20 protein-coding genes, 1 tRNA gene, 1 other RNA gene and 1 pseudogene are annotated in these 21576 nt (G+C 38.5%); 19 read left to right on the forward strand and 4 right to left on the reverse strand.

What is annotated here, in order from left to right; translation table 11 throughout:
- Positions 1-27 precede the first annotated feature (27 nt).
- The 3 genes from JFU20_RS16870 to JFU20_RS16880 all read right to left on the reverse strand — a co-directional run bounded on the left by JFU20_RS16870 (position 28) and on the right by JFU20_RS16880 (position 1682).
- On the reverse strand, positions 28-516 hold the full coding sequence (locus JFU20_RS16870; protein WP_002016077.1) for a YhcN/YlaJ family sporulation lipoprotein: 489 nt from the start codon (positions 514-516) through the stop codon (positions 28-30).
- Between the two features lie 107 nt (positions 517-623).
- Complete coding sequence (locus JFU20_RS16875; protein WP_000216167.1) at positions 624-830, reverse strand: DUF1657 domain-containing protein; 207 nt, start codon at positions 828-830, stop codon at positions 624-626.
- A gap of 75 nt (positions 831-905) precedes the next feature.
- Positions 906-1682, reverse strand: a complete 777-nt coding sequence (locus JFU20_RS16880; protein WP_002016076.1) for a WXG100 family type VII secretion target — start codon at positions 1680-1682, stop codon at positions 906-908.
- A gap of 300 nt (positions 1683-1982) precedes the next feature.
- Here JFU20_RS16880 and JFU20_RS16885 point away from each other — a divergent pair, with 300 nt between their 5' ends.
- The 10 genes from JFU20_RS16885 to eno all read left to right on the forward strand — a co-directional run bounded on the left by JFU20_RS16885 (position 1983) and on the right by eno (position 11594).
- Entirely contained in the window at positions 1983-2183 is a 201-nt protein-coding gene (locus JFU20_RS16885; RefSeq protein WP_002016075.1) for a hypothetical protein, read from the forward strand.
- A gap of 355 nt (positions 2184-2538) precedes the next feature.
- Positions 2539-2614: transfer RNA gene (locus tag JFU20_RS16890), tRNA-Arg, on the forward strand.
- Between the two features lie 258 nt (positions 2615-2872).
- Positions 2873-4180 (forward strand): RNA polymerase factor sigma-54, encoded by a 1308-nt coding sequence (rpoN, locus tag JFU20_RS16895; protein WP_002016074.1) that lies wholly within the window; start codon positions 2873-2875, stop codon positions 4178-4180.
- A 9-nt stretch (positions 4181-4189) separates the two neighbouring features.
- Complete coding sequence (locus JFU20_RS16900) at positions 4190-4435, forward strand: glutaredoxin family protein (protein WP_002089547.1); 246 nt, start codon at positions 4190-4192, stop codon at positions 4433-4435.
- Between the two features lie 135 nt (positions 4436-4570).
- Positions 4571-5599 (forward strand): gapA transcriptional regulator CggR, encoded by a 1029-nt coding sequence (cggR, locus tag JFU20_RS16905; RefSeq protein WP_002089545.1) that lies wholly within the window; start codon positions 4571-4573, stop codon positions 5597-5599.
- A gap of 26 nt (positions 5600-5625) precedes the next feature.
- Positions 5626-6630 (forward strand): type I glyceraldehyde-3-phosphate dehydrogenase, encoded by a 1005-nt coding sequence (gene gap / locus JFU20_RS16910; protein WP_002016071.1) that lies wholly within the window; start codon positions 5626-5628, stop codon positions 6628-6630.
- 139 nt (positions 6631-6769) lie between these two features.
- Entirely contained in the window at positions 6770-7954 is a 1185-nt protein-coding gene (locus JFU20_RS16915) for a phosphoglycerate kinase (RefSeq protein ID WP_002016070.1), read from the forward strand.
- 32 nt (positions 7955-7986) lie between these two features.
- The gene (gene tpiA / locus JFU20_RS16920) at positions 7987-8742 is read left to right on the forward strand and encodes a triose-phosphate isomerase (RefSeq protein ID WP_002016069.1); all 756 of its coding nucleotides are present in this window, start codon (positions 7987-7989) and stop codon (positions 8740-8742) included.
- Positions 8739-10268 (forward strand): 2,3-bisphosphoglycerate-independent phosphoglycerate mutase, encoded by a 1530-nt coding sequence (gene gpmI, locus JFU20_RS16925; RefSeq protein ID WP_033715994.1) that lies wholly within the window; start codon positions 8739-8741, stop codon positions 10266-10268. The genes tpiA and gpmI overlap by 4 nt, the downstream gene beginning before the upstream one ends.
- A gap of 30 nt (positions 10269-10298) precedes the next feature.
- The gene (gene eno, locus JFU20_RS16930) at positions 10299-11594 is read left to right on the forward strand and encodes a phosphopyruvate hydratase (RefSeq protein WP_000103948.1); all 1296 of its coding nucleotides are present in this window, start codon (positions 10299-10301) and stop codon (positions 11592-11594) included.
- Between the two features lie 50 nt (positions 11595-11644).
- On the opposite strand, the pseudogene JFU20_RS16935 reads toward eno, so the two are convergent.
- Positions 11645-12594: pseudogene (locus tag JFU20_RS16935) on the reverse strand (nucleoside hydrolase).
- A 286-nt stretch (positions 12595-12880) separates the two neighbouring features.
- Between JFU20_RS16935 and JFU20_RS16940 the strand changes: the two are divergent.
- The 9 genes from JFU20_RS16940 to JFU20_RS16980 all read left to right on the forward strand — a co-directional run bounded on the left by JFU20_RS16940 (position 12881) and on the right by JFU20_RS16980 (position 21558).
- Positions 12881-13258: a CidA/LrgA family holin-like protein gene (locus tag JFU20_RS16940; RefSeq protein WP_002016064.1), complete on the forward strand. Its 378-nt coding sequence runs from the start codon at positions 12881-12883 to the stop codon at positions 13256-13258.
- A complete protein-coding gene (locus tag JFU20_RS16945; protein ID WP_002129877.1) occupies positions 13255-13947 on the forward strand; it encodes an LrgB family protein in 693 nt (230 codons plus the stop codon). Before JFU20_RS16940 ends, JFU20_RS16945 begins: the two co-directional genes overlap by 4 nt.
- 94 nt (positions 13948-14041) lie before the next feature.
- Positions 14042-14275, forward strand: a complete 234-nt coding sequence (secG, locus tag JFU20_RS16950; protein WP_002016062.1) for a preprotein translocase subunit SecG — start codon at positions 14042-14044, stop codon at positions 14273-14275.
- 161 nt (positions 14276-14436) lie between these two features.
- Positions 14437-15177, forward strand: coding sequence for an alpha/beta hydrolase (locus JFU20_RS16955; protein WP_162836430.1), 741 nt, complete (start codon positions 14437-14439; stop codon positions 15175-15177).
- 222 nt (positions 15178-15399) lie between these two features.
- A complete protein-coding gene (gene rnr, locus JFU20_RS16960; protein WP_374222327.1) occupies positions 15400-17838 on the forward strand; it encodes a ribonuclease R in 2439 nt (812 codons plus the stop codon).
- A 216-nt stretch (positions 17839-18054) separates the two neighbouring features.
- Positions 18055-18522, forward strand: a complete 468-nt coding sequence (smpB, locus tag JFU20_RS16965) for an SsrA-binding protein (RefSeq protein WP_002089531.1) — start codon at positions 18055-18057, stop codon at positions 18520-18522.
- A 125-nt stretch (positions 18523-18647) separates the two neighbouring features.
- Positions 18648-19002, forward strand: a transfer-messenger RNA (tmRNA) gene (ssrA, locus tag JFU20_RS16970).
- 381 nt (positions 19003-19383) lie between these two features.
- Positions 19384-20061 (forward strand): response regulator transcription factor, encoded by a 678-nt coding sequence (locus JFU20_RS16975; protein WP_002016045.1) that lies wholly within the window; start codon positions 19384-19386, stop codon positions 20059-20061.
- A gap of 483 nt (positions 20062-20544) precedes the next feature.
- Complete coding sequence (locus JFU20_RS16980; protein WP_201038777.1) at positions 20545-21558, forward strand: siderophore ABC transporter substrate-binding protein; 1014 nt, start codon at positions 20545-20547, stop codon at positions 21556-21558.
- The last annotated feature ends 18 nt before the right edge of the window (positions 21559-21576 follow it).

The following is a 21576-nucleotide window of genomic DNA, read 5'->3' on the forward strand; positions in this document are numbered from 1 at the left end:
TGAATCCTTCCTTCTCTTTTAGAAAACTTAAATATTAGATCCCATTTCTGATTGAATGAGTTTCAATTGATCTTTAATGCCATCCTTGCTTATTTTCTTGTTCTTAATTTTGTTTTCAAGTTCTTCTATGAGCATAAAAATCTTTTTGTCTGTACTTACACGAATATCGAAAGTAGGGTTTTCATCACTTAGCTTCTTTTTTAATTTACTTCGTAAAGGTTTTAAACCAAATCTTTCGTGATGTTCAGGTTTGATGGCTATGTAAAGATCTAAATTTGTATTAACTGCGGTAGCTTCTATAATTCCCTCCATAGCAAGAGCTTTTTTCTTAGCGTCTTGCGATATAGATTGATTAAAGGATTCTGTACTCATTTTTGTTAATTTAGGGCCCTTTTTCTCATCTGCCCGCTTAGCTTCTTCTTTCTTTACTTTTTTATCTAACGGGCTATTATCACATCCGGTAAGTGAACCGAATAGGAGCATAAATAACGCGGTTATGATTCCAAGTTTTCGCATTATAATCATTCCATTTCTATTGCAGTATGTAATGTGAGAGAAAAAGGATGATTGCATATCATCCTTTTTCTCAAATTGTGTACCATTAGATGAAATGGCACTTTTGGTTATTGCTGTGTATATTGTGGTTCTTCTTGCTGGACTTCTTCAACACGCGGGTTTAAAGAATCGATAATTGTTTGTGTTTGCTGCGCAGCTGTTTGGAAAAGTTGCTTTGCTTGTTGGTTATCCGTATCAAGAGCGAATCCCTCTAAGCTAGCTTGTGCACTTTTTAATCCAGAAACAGTTTGCTTTAGTTTTGTAATTACAGTCATTGAATGAAGCCCCCTTTGGAATATCAATTCAAAGATTATAATTTGTGAGTTGGGGTGAATTTATGATTGGAAAATTTAGGGGAAGGCTTTTTTCTGATTTTTAGTAAGGGGTGCAGTAGGTGACGATTTTAACTCCACTAAGTCAATCTTACCATTTGCGTCCTTGCCTCCTATATCTATACGAGTGCGTACGCCCGATTTTGTTTGTACGGTTATTTGTTCATTCAATTCAGATTTAGGTTTTTGTTGTTTTATAACCTCGAACATTTTTGTTTCGTATTCTTTACCTGCTAAGCTATTAGCTTTTAAAGTTTTCCGTTGTTTTTCTAGTGTGGCTGCTGCATCTATTGCATTGGAAACTTTTTTGGCGCCTTTGACTACTTTTATTCCCTTACCAACAGGAGTAAGACCCGCAAAAACCATGACACCAGCACCAGTGCGTTCCCACCACGAAAGTTTTTCACCAGTGTCGGGGTCAACACCTTCTATAACGCGTCGTACATCATATTCACCCGATAACTCGCCCGCTAGGTCTCTAGTAACTTTCTCTAAACTTTCGCCATTTTTTTTCGAAGAAGGTGTATTAATTGCATCCCTTCCTTTTTCTGAAGAAGCCGCAGTATTTGTTATCTCGCCTTTGATTAGATTGCCTTCGTATTCAGCATCCGCCGTGTGGAATTTTTCCGCAGCCCTTTCTAGTTCGTCAGCTATTTTATCGAATTCCGTTAAAACAGTGAACATTTTCGGCTTAGCTTCGTTAAACATTTGATAGAAATGTTGACTGGTTGCCCCTATCCAGTTTGCAGATATATATTCGGTTTGGTTATATAAGTCGTTACATAGTCGATTCAAAGGCGCAACGATCCCAGAAAATGCGATCTATGAATTCAGCGCTTATTTAGCTATCGTGTACAATGATACGAATCGAATGCAACAACAGGGGACCGCATCGTTTAGTATTACGGGGGGGGGGTGGTTCATTCACGTTCAAAGAAAACAACGTATCAAGCGCGATCGGCCAGCCATTATCCGAGTTGATCCCCAATAGTGTGTTAAAATTAATCGAAGAGGTCAACGACAACCTTCAATTGACTGGACGCATGATCGGTTGGACAATTTAAGAGGGTTGCGTAAACGGGAGATGACGCAAAGATGGCGAAAGCAAACGAGAATGATATAACGGAGAAATTGGCAGAAGGTCACCGAAAATATGGTGACGGCAACTTTACAATACAGAACATGGGTGATGAAACTAACCCGAATTGGACTGTCTTAAAAAACGTGAGGAAGGGAGCGGCGGGTATTCACGAGGGCGAAGATATATTTAGCCTGCGATCAAAATATATAAAATAGTGCGGAAATGGGCGGAAATCACTTCGCCTGTCTTTCTTTTTGTAGACTATATGCGGAAAGTGCGATGCCGAGCGGCGCAATTCCAGTCGATTAAATTTAATGTGATGAACAGTTATACACCTATATGCGTTCTATTGCGATTTAATTAGATTAAGAGGGGGAACGAAAGAAGGAAAACTGCGTGCTAAAGCTAGTGTAGACGAGATTTTTATGCTTGCGCATTAGGTTAGCGTCAGGATATAATATCCATATGTAAAGAAGCGAACGTCTACGTGTTCGTATCCTACGTTTAACTTTCGGTAAGAACAAATCGGAAGAAGACGGAAGCAAACCGTTGATATTATCATATTTTCATGCGCCCATAGCTCAGTCGGATAGAGCGGTGGTTTCCGGTACCACGTCTGCCGGGGGTTCGAATCCCTCTGGGCGCGTCAAAAAGTCCCAACTTACGTTTTGTAGGTTAGGACTTTTTTATTTCCCTCTTGTTATATCTAGTTATAGGATTTACTATTAGTATGTGGTAATAACTTTTTCGCGTTATTATTTTCTTTCAATATTATTCAAATTTCGGTTGTAAGTTGTAAATCTCATTAATACATATAAATTAATAATATTTTGGAATGGGTGTCTGCGATAGGATTCTCCTTTTACCAAACTTATTGTACAATAGAAACAAGGGGGAGATTAGTTTGAAGGCAAGTCTTTTACAAGAACAAAGCTTACGTTTGGCAATGACACAAGAGTTAAGGCAAGCGATTACAATGCTCCAGTATAATGTACAAGAATTATCGGAGTTTTTGTATGAGCAATCGTTAGAGAATCCCCTTATTGAGTTAGGTGGTTTTGAGAGGGAGAAGAAAAAGAGCTCTAACACAAGTAAAAGTACCCGCAAACAAGTCGAGAATCAAATGGAAATCTACAGTGTGGATTCTACAACGATTCAGCAACATTTATTAAATCAACTACAGTATTATAAAATAGATGAAGAAGAGCGAAAAGCAGCTTCTTTCATTATTATGAACATGGATGGAAATGGCTATTTACAAGAAACTAATGAAGAGTTATCAGAGCTTCTTTCTGCGCCAATTGATGTAGTGGACTGTTCCGTGGAGCTTGTTCAATCGTTAGAGCCAGCAGGGGTAGGTGCGCGTAATATTCAGGAATGTCTATCAATCCAATTGAAGCGCTTACAAAGAAGAAATGGGTTAGCGGAAGAAATTATAGATGATCATTTTAATTATTTCGTTAAGAAAGATTGGCGAAAGCTCGTTCAAGTGTTGAAGTGTACTAACGAGGAATTACAGGATGCGGTGAACTGTATTACATCATTGCAGCCGAAACCAGGTCTTGCATTTTCTTCTGATAAACCACTTTATATCGTGCCTGATATGGCGGTAAAAAAAGATGGCGATCATCTCGTTTTACAGATGAATGAGAGAAATATGCCAAGAATTGAAATTCACTCTGAGTATAGTGCGTTACTAAATAATAGTGAAAGTGAAGTGGCTTCTTACGTATCGGAGAAGTATCAGCATGTGCAATGGATTATGCGCAGTTTGAAACAGAGAAAACAAACACTCTTACAAGTGATGAATATTATTATGGAAAAACAGCATGATTTCTTCTGGGGAGGTCCAGAGTATTTAAAACCACTTGCTTTAAAAGAGGTGGCGGAAGAGTTAGGTGTGCATGAGTCTACAATTAGTCGTGCAACGCGTAATAAATATGTGCAAACGCCGCACGGTTTATTTGAGATGAAATCGTTCTTTAGTAATTCTATTTCTACGACGGAAGATGAGGCGGTTTCTACAAAGCGTGTGAAACAATTCATTCAAACGCTTGTTGGAGCAGAAAATAAGAAAAAGCCACTTTCGGATCAAAAGATTTCAAAATTATTAGAAGAAGAGCATGAAATCGTTATTTCTCGAAGAACGGTTGCGAAATATAGAGAACAAATGCATATTCCTGCTTCGTCTCTAAGAAAAACAATTGGATAGGTGAAGAAGATGAAGGTTGTACTATATACAAAAAAAGATTGTGGTCTTTGCGTGAAGGCGAAACAAGTTTTAAAAGAAGTACAATATGAATATTCTTTTCAAATTGAGGAAATAGATATATATGAAGATAATGACCTTTTAGAGAAATACCATCTAATGATTCCTGTTGTAGAAATAGGCGGAAGACAAGTAGAATATGGTAACATTCACAAAGGTGTCATAATAAACTATATAAACAATGCAGTTAAGAGTTGAATAAGTTTCTGTCTCCTGTTACAATAATACACGTAGCAGGGATTATTTTTTTAACCTAAGTGGGACGGAAAATGTCACTATGGGACATAAAGTGACCACGAAGGAAAATGAACCGATGTAGTGAGGAGAAAAGATATGCGCTCATGGATTCAGAACACAAAAAAATTATTACCTGATCTGCTACCTGTTATGCAAACGAGAATGCAAGTGCTTCAGTACATTAGGCTTATGCAGCCGATTGGAAGAAGAAACTTATCTGCAAGTCTCGGTATGACAGAACGAGTATTGCGAAGTGAAGTTCAAGTTTTGAAAGAACAAAACTTAGTTCACGTCGCTTCTTCTGGAATGACTTTGACAGAAGAAGGAACAGCTTTAGTTCTTGCTTTGGAAGACTTTATGAAAGAAATTTCCGGGTTAAAGGTTTTAGAAAAACAACTTAAGGAAACATTAGACTTGGATGAAGTTTTCGTTGTCCCTGGTGATAGTGATGAATCACCTTGGGTCAAACTGGAGATGGGCCGTGCTTGTGTGACTTGTATAAAAGACCGTCTGACAGTGAATAATATCGTTGCTGTGGCTGGAGGAACTACGCTAGCTGCTGCTGCGGACATGATGCAACTTGATTGCAAAGATTTACATATGCTATTTGTCCCAGCACGTGGTGGAATTGGAGAAGGTGTCGAGTTAGAAGCCAATACCATTTGCGCCAAAATGGCACAAAATACGATGAGTAATTATCGCTTATTGTATGTTCCAGATCACGTTAGTAGCGAAGCATATGCGTCTATTGTAACAGAGCCCTCCGTGAAAGAAGTTCTTGAGTTGATTCGATCTTCCAATATCGTCATTCATGGAATTGGTGATGCGTTAACAATGGCACGTCGCAGAAATACTTCAGAAGCAGATTGGTTAAAGATTCAGGCAAGCGAAGCAGTTGGCGAAGCTTTCGGTTACTACTTTAATGAACAAGGAAATGTTGTTCATAAAGTAAGAACAGTTGGTATGCAACTTGAAGATTTACAACATGTATCTCACGTTGTTGCAGTCGCTGGAGGTTCTTCAAAGGCAAAGGCAATACAGGCTGTAATAAAGCAAGGGCACACTTCAATTCTAATTACAGATGAAGGTGCAGCAAAACAATTAACAAAGGGTATTACCCTTTAATATAATCCCCCAAGGAGGAAATTTAAATGACTAAAATTGGTATTAATGGATTTGGACGTATCGGACGTAACGTATTCCGCGCAGCTCTTAACAACTCTGAGGTAGAAGTAGTAGCAATCAACGACTTAACAGATGCTAAAACATTAGCTCACCTTTTAAAATATGATACAGTTCACGGAACTTTAAATGCAGAAGTATCTGCTAACGAAAACAGCATCGTTGTTAACGGTAAAGAAATTAAAGTTATCGCTGAGCGTGACCCAGCTCAATTACCATGGAGCGACTACGGAGTAGAAGTAGTAGTAGAATCTACTGGCCGTTTCACTAAAAAATCAGACGCTGAGAAACACTTAGGTGGATCAGTTAAGAAAGTTATCATCTCAGCTCCAGCTTCTGACGAAGATATCACTGTAGTTATGGGTGTTAACCACGAACAATACGATGCAGCTAACCACAACGTAGTATCTAATGCTTCTTGTACTACAAACTGTCTAGCTCCATTCGCTAAAGTATTAAACGAAAAATTCGGCGTAAAACGCGGAATGATGACAACAATTCACTCTTACACTAACGACCAACAAATCTTAGACTTACCACATAAAGATTTACGTCGTGCTCGTGCAGCAGCTGAAAACATGATCCCAACATCTACTGGTGCTGCTAAAGCTGTAGCATTAGTATTACCAGAACTTAAAGGTAAATTAAACGGCGGCGCTGTACGTGTTCCAACTGCTAACGTTTCTCTTGTTGACTTAGTTGTTGAACTTGACAAAGAAGTAACAGTTGAAGATGTAAACGCAGCATTCAAAGCAGCTTCTGAAGGCGAATTAAAAGGTATCCTTGGATACAGCGAAGAGCCATTAGTATCTATCGACTATAACGGATGTACAGCTTCTTCTACAATCGATGCATTATCTACAATGGTAATGGAAGGTAACATGGTTAAAGTACTTTCTTGGTACGATAACGAAACTGGTTACTCTAACCGCGTAGTAGACCTAGCTGCATACATGACTTCTAAAGGTCTTTAATTCTTAAGTATATAAGCAATCAATGACAAAACGAGGGAGAGGGTTTGTTCCCTCTCTCTCTTCTTTCGTTTTAGAAGCAAATGTGTTAAGCTTTTGAATGGGTTTTGTCAATCCTAACTAGTAGTCGGAGGGAAATCCAATGAACAAAAAATCAATTCGTGACGTAGATTTAAAAGGTAAGCGTGTATTTTGCCGCGTTGATTTCAACGTACCTATGAAAGAAGGCAAAATTACAGATGAAACTCGTATCCGTGCAGCTCTTCCTACAATTCAATATTTAATAGAGCAAGGTGCGAAAGTAATTTTAGCAAGTCATTTAGGCCGTCCAAAAGGTCAAGCAGTAGAAGAGTTACGTCTTACTCCAGTAGCAGCACGTTTAGGCGAGCTTCTTGGTAAAGATGTTAAAAAAGCGGACGAAGCATTCGGACCAGTTGCACAAGAAATGGTTGCAGCAATGAACGAAGGCGACGTATTAGTTCTTGAAAACGTACGTTTCTATGCGGGCGAAGAAAAGAACGATGCAGAACTTGCGAAAGAATTTGCAGCTCTTGCTGATATCTTCGTAAACGATGCATTCGGTGCAGCTCACCGTGCTCACGCTTCTACAGCAGGAATCGCAGACTACCTACCAGCAGTATCTGGTTTATTAATGGAAAAAGAGTTAGATGTATTAGGTAAAGCACTTTCTAACCCAGAACGTCCATTCACAGCTATCATCGGTGGTGCGAAAGTAAAAGATAAAATCGGTGTAATTCGTCATCTATTAGACAAAGTAGATAACTTAATCATCGGTGGCGGACTTGCTTACACATTCGTTAAAGCATTAGGTCATGAAATTGGTCTATCTCTATGTGAAAACGACAAAATTGAACTAGCTAAAGAATTTATGCAACTTGCAAAAGAAAAAGGCGTAAACTTCTATATGCCAGTTGATGTTGTAATCACAGAGGAATTCTCTGAAACTGCAACAACTCAAATCGTTGGTATCGACTCTATCCCTTCTACATGGGAAGGCGTGGACATCGGTCCTAAAACACGTGAAATTTATGCAGATGTAATTAAAAACTCTAAGCTTGTTGTATGGAATGGACCAATGGGTGTATTCGAAATGACTCCATTCGCAGAAGGTACAAAAGCAGTAGGGCAAGCATTAGCAGATGCAGAAGATACATACTCTGTTATCGGCGGTGGTGACTCTGCAGCAGCTGTTGAAAAATTCGGTATGGCTGATAAAATGAGCCACATTTCTACTGGCGGCGGTGCGTCATTAGAATTCATGGAAGGTAAAGAACTTCCAGGTGTAGTTTGTCTTAACGACAAATAAGTAGCAGCCAAAGAAAAAGGACGGTGCAAAGCATGCGTAAACCAATTATCGCAGGTAACTGGAAAATGAATAAAACTCTATCTGAAGCAGTTAGCTTCGTAGAGGAAGTTAAAGGTCAAATCCCAGCAGCTTCAGCTGTTGATGCAGTAGTTTGTTCGCCAGCTCTATTCTTAGAGCGCTTAGTAGCAAAGGCTGAAGGAACTGACTTACAAGTAGGTGCACAAAACATGCACTTCGAAAAAAATGGTGCATTCACTGGCGAAATTAGCCCAGTAGCACTTAGCGACTTAAAAGTAGGCTACGTAGTACTTGGCCACTCTGAGCGTCGTGAAATGTTTGCTGAAACAGACGAGTCAGTAAATAAAAAGACTCTTGCAGCATTTGAACATGGTTTAACACCAATCGTTTGTTGTGGTGAGACTTTAGAAGAGCGCGAAAGCGGAAAAACATTTGATCTAGTAGCAGGTCAAGTAACAAAAGCACTTGCAGGTTTAACAGAAGAGCAAGTTAAAGTAACTGTTATCGCTTATGAGCCAATCTGGGCTATCGGTACAGGTAAATCTTCTTCTTCTGCAGATGCAAATGAAGTATGTGCGCACATCCGTAAAGTTGTTGCAGAAGCTGTTTCTCCAGAAGCTGCAGAAGCTGTTCGTATTCAATACGGCGGTAGCGTAAAACCAGAAAACATTAAAGAGTATATGGCACAATCTGACATCGACGGCGCTTTAGTTGGCGGTGCTAGCTTAGAGCCTGCTTCGTTCTTAGGTCTTCTGGGGGCGGTAAAATGAGAAAGCCAACAGCTTTAATCATTCTTGATGGTTTCGGACTACGTGAAGAAACTTACGGGAATGCTGTAGCACAAGCTAAGAAACCTAATTTTGATGGTTACTGGAACAAATTCCCTCACACAACGCTTACAGCTTCTGGTGAGGAAGTAGGTCTTCCAGCAGGTCAAATGGGTAACTCAGAGGTTGGTCACTTAAATATCGGTGCTGGCCGCATCGTATATCAAAGCTTAACACGCGTAAACGTTGCAATTCGTGAAGGTGAGTTCGATCAGAACGAAACTTTCCAAAATGCAATTAAAAGCGTGAAAGAAAAAGGTACTGCTCTTCATTTATTCGGTTTACTTTCTGATGGTGGTGTGCACAGTCACATGAACCATATGTTTGCTCTTCTTCGCTTAGCAGCAAAAGAAGGCGTGGAGAAAGTATATATCCATGCATTCTTAGATGGCCGCGATGTTGGACCACAAACAGCAAAAGGTTATATCGATGCAACAAATGAAGTAATTAAAGAAACAGGAGTAGGGCAATTCGCGACTATCTCTGGTCGTTATTACTCCATGGACCGTGACAAGCGCTGGGATCGCGTAGAAAAATGTTACCGTGCTATGGTGAATGGTGAAGGCCCTACTTATAAATCAGCAGAAGAGTGTGTAGAAGACTCTTATGCAAATGGTATTCATGATGAATTCGTATTGCCGTCTGTAATTGTTAACGGAGATGACACGCCAGTTGCAACAATCAATAATGATGATGCAGTTATCTTCTATAACTTCCGTCCAGACCGTGCAATTCAAATTGCTCGTGTATTTACAAACGAAGACTTCCGTGAGTTCGATCGTGGTGAAAAAGTACCTCACATTCCTGAGTTCGTTTGTATGACACATTTCAGTGAAACTGTAGATGGTTACGTGGCATTCAAGCCAATGAACCTTGATAACACATTAGGTGAAGTTGTTGCGCAAGCGGGATTAAAGCAACTTCGCATCGCGGAAACTGAAAAGTATCCGCACGTTACATTCTTCTTTAGCGGTGGTCGTGAGGCCGAATTCCCAGGAGAAGAGCGTATTTTAATTAACTCACCGAAGGTTGCAACGTATGACTTGAAACCTGAAATGAGCATTTATGAAGTAACGGACGCTTTAGTAAATGACATCGAAAATGATAAACATGATGTTATCATTCTTAACTTTGCAAACTGTGATATGGTTGGCCATTCTGGGATGATGGAACCAACAATTAAAGCAGTAGAAGCAACTGACGAATGTTTAGGAAAAGTTGTAGAAGCGATTCTTGCAAAAGATGGTGTAGCACTTATTACTGCTGACCATGGTAATGCCGATCAGGAGTTAACTGCTGAAGGTGGACCAATGACAGCTCATACAACTAACCCGGTTCCTTTCATCGTTACAAAAAATGATGTAGAGCTTCGTGAAGGTGGTATTTTAGGAGATATCGCCCCAACAATGCTTACACTTTTAAATGTGGAACAACCGAAAGAAATGACAGGTAAAACAATTATTAAATAATTTGCTTATATAAAAAGGAGAGAATTTATTATGTCAACAATTATTGATGTTTATGCTCGCGAAGTCCTTGACTCTCGTGGTAACCCAACTGTAGAAGTAGAAGTTTACACAGAAAGCGGCGCATTCGGACGCGCTATCGTACCAAGTGGTGCATCTACTGGTGAGCACGAAGCAGTAGAATTACGTGACGGTGACAAATCTCGTTACCTTGGTAAAGGTGTTCTTAACGCAGTAAACAACGTTAACGAAGCAATCGCTCCAGAAATCGTTGGTTTCGACGTAACTGACCAAGCTGGTATCGACCGTGCTATGATCGAATTAGATGGCACTCCAAACAAAGGTAAACTAGGTGCTAACGCTATCCTTGGTGTATCTATGGCAGTAGCTCACGCAGCAGCTGATTTCGTAGGTCTTCCATTATACCGTTACCTTGGTGGATTCAATGCAAAACAATTACCAACTCCAATGATGAACATCATCAACGGTGGTTCTCACGCTGATAACAACGTTGACTTCCAAGAGTTCATGATCTTACCAGTTGGTGCTCCAACATTCAAAGAATCAATCCGTATGGGTGCTGAAGTATTCCATGCACTTAAAGCTGTATTACATGACAAAGGTCTTAACACTGCAGTAGGTGACGAAGGTGGATTCGCTCCAAACCTTGGTTCTAACCGTGAAGCATTAGAAGTAATCATCGAAGCTATCGAAAAAGCTGGTTACAAAGCTGGCGAGAACGTATTCTTAGGAATGGACGTTGCTTCTTCTGAGTTCTACAACAAAGAAACTGGTAAATATGACCTTGCAGGCGAAGGCCGTACTGGCTTAACTTCTGCAGAAATGGTTGATTTCTACGAAGAGCTTTGCAAAGACTTCCCAATCATCTCTATTGAAGATGGTTTAGACGAAAACGACTGGGATGGTCACAAATTATTAACTGAGCGTATCGGTGATAAAGTACAATTAGTTGGTGACGATTTATTCGTAACTAACACTCAAAAACTTGCTGAAGGTATCGAAAAAGGTATCTCTAACTCAATCTTAATTAAAGTTAACCAAATCGGTACTTTAACTGAGACTTTCGAAGCAATCGAAATGGCTAAACGTGCTGGTTACACAGCAGTTGTATCTCACCGTTCTGGTGAAACTGAAGATGCTACAATCGCTGACATCGCAGTTGCAACTAACGCTGGCCAAATCAAAACTGGTTCTATGAGCCGTACTGACCGTATTGCTAAGTACAACCAATTATTACGCATCGAAGACGAACTAGGCGAAATCGCTGTTTACGATGGTATCAAATCTTTCTACAACATCAAACGATAATTGTAGAAAATAACGACAGACCGTGAGAAATCACGGTCTGTTTTTTTATGCTAAAATTGTTCGTCTGTCATAAGTGACATGAAGTATTTAAAGAAGAGATTATAATCAAAATCGATAGCAATTTGCTGCGAGGGCCGATTGGTGAATGGGTTTGATCCTACTAAAGAGCGGAAATCACCGATGCTTGCTCCTTGAGCGTAAGATTCGGTCATGACGGTAATTGGTGATTTGTAGTAGGTAAACATAGAATTATCAAGTAAAGCTAATATCGGTATCGTGTCATGAAAAGGGCAGCCTTTTAATTGTGGTAAAATTTTTTCGTAATATCCATAGTAGTAATGATCGAATAGAGGTTTGACGAGAGAAGCCTTTCCTTTCGCCTCAATATATTCAGCCATATCAGGTGTAACGATGGAATACTGAGTTACATTTAACGGATATATGTACATGTTGGATGCAGATTGTAATACAATGTTAGCCGCGATTGGATCGCCATAAAAATTCGCTTCTGATACGGGAGTTACATTACCTGGGTGCAGAAAGGAACCACCCATTACATAATAAGATTTAATTTGCTGCATTAAGTTTTTACATAAAATAAATAAAGCAGCTAGGGAAGTGAGTCGCCCTAAACTTACAATGATTAGTTCGTCTTTATACTGCTCGATAAGAGGGATAACTTCAAAAAAATTCTCCATTTCTCCGTTTTGTAACTTTTCATTTTGGATGATTGGCCCTAACCCTTCTTTACCGTGAATATTAGTAAAAAAAGCGGGTGGACCTCCATTGAGAGGACGGTCTGAACCACCAAATATTTTCATATCTCTATTTCTTGATTTTCGTTTAAGAAAATGAGCATTTTGTACGGCCATTTCTTTTGGAACATTGCCGTAATCAGCGACAATCCCAACAATTTCAATTTCATCGATAAAGAATGCGAGGAGGAGGGCTATCGCATCGTCGATTCCAGGATCACAAAAATGAGAATTTTTTTAGACATACGTTCACCACCTATCTTTATATATATATGTGTGCTAGAGAGAAGGCAGAATAAAAATGGAGTGAAGGATTTTGTTTTATTAAAATAATAACCAGCAAAATTCAGAAAATATAAACTTTATATATTAGGTCAAGGTTTTTGACGTAAATTACATTAGGAAACGCAGTCATATCAAGGGTGTAAGCGTATAATATAGTGGGTTTTCGTTGTCGATTTGATAAATTGCAGGTTTTTACAATTTATACTATGATAAGGATATTAACAGAAGATCGTATAAACATGAGGGATGATGAACATGAAACTTACAAAGATTCTTGTCCAAATTGCTGCTCTTTATGTATTTTATATGGTTGGAAATTGGGTGCAAGAAATGTTGAATCTTCCGATTCCAGGAAGTTTGATTGGGATGTTCCTCCTACTTGTTTTGCTTAGCCTAAAAGTACTTCCAGTGAAATGGTTTGATTTAGGAGCAGAAACACTCGTTGCTATTATGCCGTTTTTATTAATTCCGCCAACGCTTGGCTTAATGAATTACGGTGCTTTTTTTATGAGTAAAGGAATTTCCCTTTTCATTACAGTTGTAGCGAGTACGTTTTTAATTATTATTGTCGCAGGACATACAGGACAATATCTTGCGAATAGAAAGGAAAAAGAGACACAATGAGCCAAATATTAATCGGAATCGGTTGGGTTCTTTTTACGGTGCTATTATATCAATTATCTAAAAAAATCTACAAATTATTTCCAACACCATTTACCATTCCAATGCTTGTTGCAACAGGATTAATGGCTTTCTTATTTATAATGCTTGATATACCATATCAAAATTATATGGAGAGTGGTGGTGGCTGGATTGCGAAGCTACTCGGACCAGGTGTGGTAGCATTTGCAATCCCGCTTTATAAACAACGTCATGTTCTGCAAAAATATGTTGTACCAATTGCTGGTGGTGTATTAGTAGGTACAACAGTTGCTATTGCAAGTGATTTTGCTATCGCCACACTTATGGGAACAGATAAAAGCTTAATTTTATCTTCTTTACCAAAATCAGTGACAATGCCAGTTGCGATGAGTGTATCTGAACAAGTTGGTGGTGTCCCGTCCTTAACAGCAGCATTCGTCGTTATCGCAGGGATTACTGGAACGATTTCAGGACCAATTTTATTAAAATGGAGCCGTGTTACAAACTCAGTTGGTAAAGGAATTGGCTTTGGATGTGCGTCTCATATTATGGGTGTTATGAGAGCGATGAAAAATAATGAGCATGAAGGTGTTATTGGATCGGTAACAATGACATTAACAGCAATTTTGACATGCTTGCTTGGACCGTTATTCGCAATGATGTTCATGTAATAGAAGAAAAGCGAGAGCGATTCTATAGCTCTCGCTTTTCTATAGGATTTATGCTACATTTAAAATAACTGAATCTTTGTAGGAGGTACGCCAAGTGCATACGTTATTATCAGTTTTACTTATTATTGTATCGATTTTAATGATTGTTATGGTACTTATGCAGTCTAGTAATAGCTCAGGCCTTTCAGGCGCTATTTCAGGTGGTGCAGAGCAATTGTTTGGTAAGCAAAAAGCACGTGGAATTGAAGCGGTATTAAACCGTGTTACAGTTGTCTTAGCTGTACTATTCTTCGTACTAACAATTGGTGTTACGTACTTAAATTTATAAAATTAAAAGAAGAAGCGTTAGCGGATTATGCTAATGGTTCTTCTTTTTTTGATTTGTTATTCAAAAAAAGTTTCTAATTAGATTATAGAATTATAAATATGGTACACTAAGAATAGAAAGAATACGACTAGATTACAGAAGAGAAAGAGGAGAAGTACATGATGAAATTAGCATCTCCGAAACCATTTACATTTGAAGGTGGAGACCGCGCTGTTTTATTATTACATGGATTCACAGGGAACTCAGCTGACGTACGCATGCTAGGGCGTTTCTTAGAGAAGAAAGGCTATACTTGTCATGCACCAATTTATAAAGGACACGGCGTACCACCAGAAGAGCTTGTTCATACAGGCCCTGAAGACTGGTGGAAAGATGTAATGAATGCCTACCAGCATTTAAAAGATCAAGGTTACGAGAAAATAGCTGCGGTTGGATTATCATTAGGCGGAGTATTCTCATTAAAACTTGCTTATACATTACCGATTTTAGGTGTTGTACCAATGTGTGCACCGATGTACATTAAAAGTGAAGAAATTATGTACCAAGGTATATTGGCATATGCCCGCGAATATAAAAAGCGTGAGCAAAAATCACCAGAACGAATTGAGCAGGAAATGTTTGAATTTAAACAGACACCAATGAATACATTAAAAGCATTACAGGAGTTGATTCGTGACGTACGCAATAATGTTGATATGATTTATGCTCCAACATTCGTTGTACAAGCACGTCATGATGAGATGATTAATACAGATAGTGCTAACATTATTTATAACGGTGTAGAATCTACGTTAAAAGACATTAAATGGTATGAAGACTCTACGCATGTCATTACACTTGATAAAGAACGTGATGTGCTACATGAGGATGTATATAACTTCTTGGAGCAACTAGATTGGTAAGGTCTAGTTGCCTCTTTTTTTCATAAGGGAATTTTTATCCCGCTATTTGTAGGCTAATAATCAGTGGGGACGGACAAAAAACCACTGGTTAAAGTTACACTTTATGAAAGCTGTAAAAAATCATTGGGAGATGATTAAAGTTTCACTTTATACATCCCCCATCTTTCGGATACACTAAATAATATAAGGGTTTAAAGGAGGTATTTCTGCTTGGAAGAAATCATGCAAGAACATATTGATAAGTTGTTATTATTTATGAGGGAAGAAGCGTATAAACCGTTAACGATACAAGAATTAGAATCGGCATTTGGAATCGAAGGCTCTGAGGGCTTTAAAGATTTCGTAAAGGCACTTGTAATGATGGAAGAGAAGGGGCTTGTTATCCGCACACGTAGTAACCGCTACGGTCTTCCAGAAAAAATGAATTTAGTACGCGGTAAATTAATTGGGCACGCACGTGGTTTTGCGTTCGTCGTTCCAGAAGAGAAGAAAACAGGAGATGATGATCTTTTCATCCCGCCGACAGAATTAAATGGTGCACTTCATGGTGATACAGTATTAGCACGTGTTAGCGCACAATCAAGTGGATCACGCCAAGAAGGCGCGATTGTTCGTATTTTAGAGCGTGGAACGAAGGAACTAGTTGGTACATATACAGAGTCAAAGAACTTTGGATTTGTTATACCTGATAATAAACGCTGGACAAGTGACATTTTTATCTTGAAAAGTGCATCTATGGGCGCTGTAGAAGGCCATAAAGTAGTTGTGAAAATTACGGGCTACCCAGAGAACCGTTTAAGCGCAGAAGGTGAAGTTATTCAAATTCTAGGTCATAAAAATGACCCAGGAGTAGATATTTTATCTGTCATTCATAAACATCATTTACCTTTAGCATTCCCTGAAGAAGTGATGGAGCATGCAAACAGTGTACCAGAAACGATTTCAGAAGAAGATATAAAAGATCGTCGTGATTTACGTGATCAAATGATTGTTACAATTGATGGTGCGGATGCGAAAGACTTAGATGACGCTGTTACAGTAACGAAGCTTGAGAACGGTAACTATAAGCTTGGCGTTCATATTGCGGATGTAAGTCATTACGTTCAAGAAGGTTCTCCAATTGATGTTGAAGCAGCAGAGAGAGCAACGAGTGTATATCTTGTAGACCGTGTAATTCCGATGATTCCGCATCGTTTATCAAACGGTATTTGTTCATTAAATCCGAAAGTAGACCGTCTGACACTATCTTGTGAAATGGAAATCAACAATCTAGGTGATGTTGTAAAACACGAGATTTTCCAAAGTGTAATTAAAACGACAGAGCGTATGACGTATGCTGACGTAAGAAGCATTTTAGAAGATGAAGACGAAGCGCTAATTGAACGCTACGAGCCGCTAGTGCCAATGTTTAAAGAAATGGGGCAGTTAGCACAAATTTTACGTGAAAAACGTATGCGCCGTGGTGCGATTGACTTTGACTTTAAAGAAGCGAAAGTACTAGTAGATGAAGAAGGAAAACCGACTGATGTTGTAATGCGTGATCGTTCTGTATCAGAGAAGTTAATTGAAGAGTTTATGCTTGTTGCGAACGAAACAGTAGCGGAGCATTTCCACTGGATGAACGTACCGTTTATGTACCGTGTCCATGAAGATCCGAAAGAAGATAAGCTTGAGCGTTTCTTCGAGTTTGTAACAAACTTCGGATATGCAGTAAAGGGACGTGCGAATGAAATACACCCTCGTGCATTGCAGCAAATTCTTGAAATGGTTCAAGGTCAGCCGGAAGAAATAGTTATTTCAACAGTTATGCTTCGTTCTATGAAGCAAGCACGTTACGATTCGAACAGCTTAGGACATTTTGGTTTATCAACTGAGTTCTACACGCATTTCACATCGCCAATTCGTCGTTACCCAGATACGATTGTTCATAGATTGATTCGTGAATACATCATTAATGGTAAAGTAGACAACGAAACGCAAGCGAAATGGCGTGAAAACTTACCTGAGATTGCAGAGCACTCTTCTAATATGGAACGCCGCGCTGTTGAAGCAGAGCGTGAAACAGACGAAATGAAAAAAGCAGAGTATATGGTTGATAAGATCGGTGAAGAGTATGACGGTATGATTAGCTCTGTAACAAACTTCGGTTTATTCGTAGAGCTTCCAAATACAATTGAAGGTCTTGTACACGTTAGCTATTTAACAGATGATTACTACCGTTATGACGAAAAACATTTTGCGATGATTGGAGAACGTACAGGTAACGTATTCCGCATCGGTGACGAAATTACAATTCGTGTTATTAACGTAAATAAAGACGAGCGCGCAATCGACTTTGAAATCGTTGGCATGAAAGGCACACCTCGTCGTAAGTTCAAAGATCGTCCAGTTGTGATTGAACAGCCAAGAACAGGCAGAAAGAAACGCGGTGGACGTAGCGAACGTAGTAATGAGCGCGGTGGTGAACGCGGCACAGGAAGAAAGTTTGATCGTGGTGGACAAGGAAAAGGAAAAGCATCTGCATCCACATCCGCTAGTCAGCCAGGGAAAAAAGATAGTAATAGTAATAGTAATAGTAATAGTAATGGTAATGGTAAGAAGAAAAAAGGATTCTTTGAAAATGTACCAGGATTCAAGAAGAAAAAGAAAAAGCGCAAGTAAGAAAAGAGTGGCTTCGCCTTACATTCTGAGCGAGCCACTTTCGCTTTTTGTTGGAATCCAGCTACAGTGGCTAGAATCTATTGGCCATTTCGCGCCCTCGGACGAAGCAAAAAGCGCTTCTTTGTCGGGAGCTCCAATGTCCAAAGATTCTGAGCGAGCCACTTTCGCTTTTGGTTTACATTTGTTACAATGGTAAAAATAGAGGAGGGACGTTATATGCCAAAGGGTACAGGTAAGGTTATTGCGCAAAATAAAAAAGCATTTCATGATTATTTCATCGAAGAAACATACGAAGCAGGGCTTGTCCTTCAAGGAACGGAAATTAAGTCGATTCGCGCTGGACGCGTGAACTTGAAAGACGCGTTTGCACGTATACATAACGGTGAAGTATGGGTTCATAATATGCATATTAATACATATGAACAAGGGAATCGTTTTAATCACGATCCGCTTCGTACAAGAAAGTTACTTCTTCATAAGAAAGAAATTGATAAGCTAGCAGGTTATGCAAAAGAAACAGGTTATGCATTAATTCCAGTTAGAATCTATTTGAAAAATGGATTTGCGAAAATGGCACTTGGTTTAGCAAAAGGTAAGAAGCAATATGATAAGCGTCACGATTTAAAAGAGAAAGAAGCTAAACGTGAAATTGCACGCGTGTTCCGTGATCGTCAAAAGATGTAATACAGATATTTACATTTGTAAAACGGCGCGCGTATGATATAATAACTTATGTAAGATTGTTGCACATTGAAAAACAGCTCTTAGTAGCTATCACGATATTTCTTCGTATGCTCCATTTTTATCATGGGGACGTTACGGATTCGACAGGGATAGTTCGAGCTTAGGTTGCGAGTCGAGGGGATCGGCCTCGTTAAAACGTCAAAGCCTATAATTGGCAAACAAAACAATCTTTCTTTAGCTGCTTAATTGCACTAAAGGTTCCTCCCTCCATCGTCCATGTGGTAGGGTAAGGGACTCAAACTAAGTGGACTACGCCGGAGTTCGCCGTCTGAGGGCGAAGGAAGAGAACAATCAGACTAGCAACTTGGAAGCCTGTCGATAGGCCGAAGAGTTCGCGAAATGCTAATATATCGACTACACTCGTAGAAGCTTAAGTGCCGATATTTTTGGACGTGGGTTCGACTCCCACCGTCTCCACCAATACATAACTGTTTGGTGGTTTTTTATTTTGTATGATATGAACCATAACTTTGCCAGAGTGGCGGGGGGATGGTTCTTTTTGTTTTGTGGTTTTATAAAATGCTTAAGTTGAGGACGGTACCCTTGAAACAGAAACTGAGGGAATAGTTATTGATAATAAGCAGCTAGATAATATAGTTGCTCTTAATGATTAAATAATATGTATTTAAATCTTCATATATTTTGTGTTTTTATCCATATCTATTGTAAGATTATATAGAGTTCTCCTAATAAGCTGTTATAATGGCTTTTTTAGGGATTTAATATTTATAAATCTTAAATTATTTTTTGGGGATAACTTTTTATCCAACTAAGTTATATTGAAGTAGAGGTGAACCATCGGTGAAGCAGGTGTTAGTAATTAAGAATGAACGGTCTTTTGCAAAGAAAATCGTAAGCGGTCTAACGCAAGAGGGCTATTTCATTTTAAAACTTCACAATGAAAACCAAGGTTTAAATATAGTATATGAACAAGATTGGGATATTATCATATTGGATTGGGATTCATTAAGTATATCGGGGCCAGAAATTTGTAGACAAATACGACTTGTTAAAACGACACCGATAATTATTGTGACCGACAATATTTCTAGCAAGGATTGCGTAGCAGGGTTACAAGCAGGAGCAGATGATTATATTAGAAAACCATTTGTGAAAGAAGAATTAGTAGCAAGGGTTCAAGCTATTTTAAGGAGAAGTGACTGTATCCAGCAAAATGAGACAAACTTTTTTCAGTTTAAAGATCTCTTTGTTGATGCATCTAGCCATGTTGTGAAAAAAGGTGGTAAAAATCTCTCGCTTACGAAGCGCGAGTACGATTTACTTGTATTTTTAATTAAGAATAAAAATACAATATTGAGCCGTGAAATGCTTTTGAATCAGGTTTGGGGATATAACGTAGTAGTCAATCCAAATGTAGTGGATTTATATATTGGGTATGTAAGAAAAAAGTTAAAGTGCGAGAAGAAAGGTAGATATATTCAAACGATACATGGCAGAGGCTATTCAATGGTTGAATGATAAAAATAAGATAATAGGTAAAGTACAGTTTGTCATAATAGCAAAAACGAGTAAAACTATTTCATACAGTTTTACTCGTTTTTTTCTATTAAACCTGATAATCAAATAGTTTCTGTGAAATATTAAAAGACGGAAACTATAAAAAGAAGATTGCTACCAGGCAATGGATTATGAAAAAATCAGCTATTAATGGGCATTTTTTTTGCAGTAGAAATCATGGTTTATAAGGTGCCCAATCTATTGATTAGTACGTGTGGGGGATGACTCTGGTGCGCATTAGATGAGACTGTATCTAATTTATGTTTAATTTTATTAACTCACACCATTCACAAGATTTTCACATAATTAATGACTATACTTATTAACAGGATATTCAAATGAAAATGATTATCAATAGCAATTTAGATGCATAAAGGTTACTATCTAATTTAATCTATGGACGTTATCATTTTCGAACTAAATTACATTATAAGGAGTATACGTATGAAAAAAACTATGCTTTTAAAATTAGTAAGTATTTTAGCAATTTTCACTTTAATGTTAGTGGCTTGCTCAGATTCAAGTAAGGAAACTTCGAAAGCTAATAAAGGTGATAGTAGTGATAAGCCAAAAACAGTTGAAATCACTGATGCACATGGAACTGTTAAAGTCCCTGTAAATCCAAAAAATGTAGTTGCTTTGGATAATAGAACTTTTGAAACTTTAGCTGATTGGGGAATTAAATTAGCGGCTGCTCCAAAGGATGTAATGCCTGCAGATTCAGCATATGTAAAGGATAGTGAAGTTCAAAATATTGGAAATCACCGCGAACCAAATCTTGAAATTATTGCAGCGGCAAACCCTGAACTTGTAATCGTTGGTCAAAGATTTGCTGGCCATTACGAAGAAATCAAAAAATTAGTGCCAAATGCGGCTGTTATTGATCTTAATGTTGATGTTTCTGAGAAAGCTACTAAGCCTGGAGAAAACTTAGTAAAAGGACTTAAAGATTCTACAATTTCTCTAGGAAAAATCTTTGATAAAGATAAAGAAGCTAAAAAATTAGTAGCTGATTTTGATAAATCTATTGAAAATGTAAAATCTGCTTATAATGGAAAAGATAAAGTTATGAGTGTTATCGTTACTGGTGGGAATATTGGTTTTGCTGCTCCTCACTCTGGTCGCGTTTGGGGACCAATGTATGAGATTTTCGGTTGGACTCCAGCGCTAGAAGTGTCTAATTCTACTGCAGGTCATAAAGGTGATGACGTTTCTGTTGAAGCTATTGCACAAACAAATCCTGATTGGCTTTTCGTATTAGATCGTGATGCTGCAACATCTGATGCTGCTACTTCAGCTCCTGCTCAAGATGTTATTTCTAAATCACCTGCTCTTCAAAACACAACTGCTGTTTCTAAAAAACAAATTGTTTATGCACCAGCAGATACTTACACAAATGAATCAATTGAGACTTATATAGAGTTATTTGGAAATATCGCAAAAACTTTAGCTAAGTAGTGTAAAGGAGTACGAAAC

Origin of the sequence: Bacillus sp. TH30 (genome assembly GCF_016650875.1) — a bacterium.
Classification (GTDB): Bacteria; Bacillota; Bacilli; order Bacillales; family Bacillaceae_G; genus Bacillus_A; species Bacillus_A mycoides.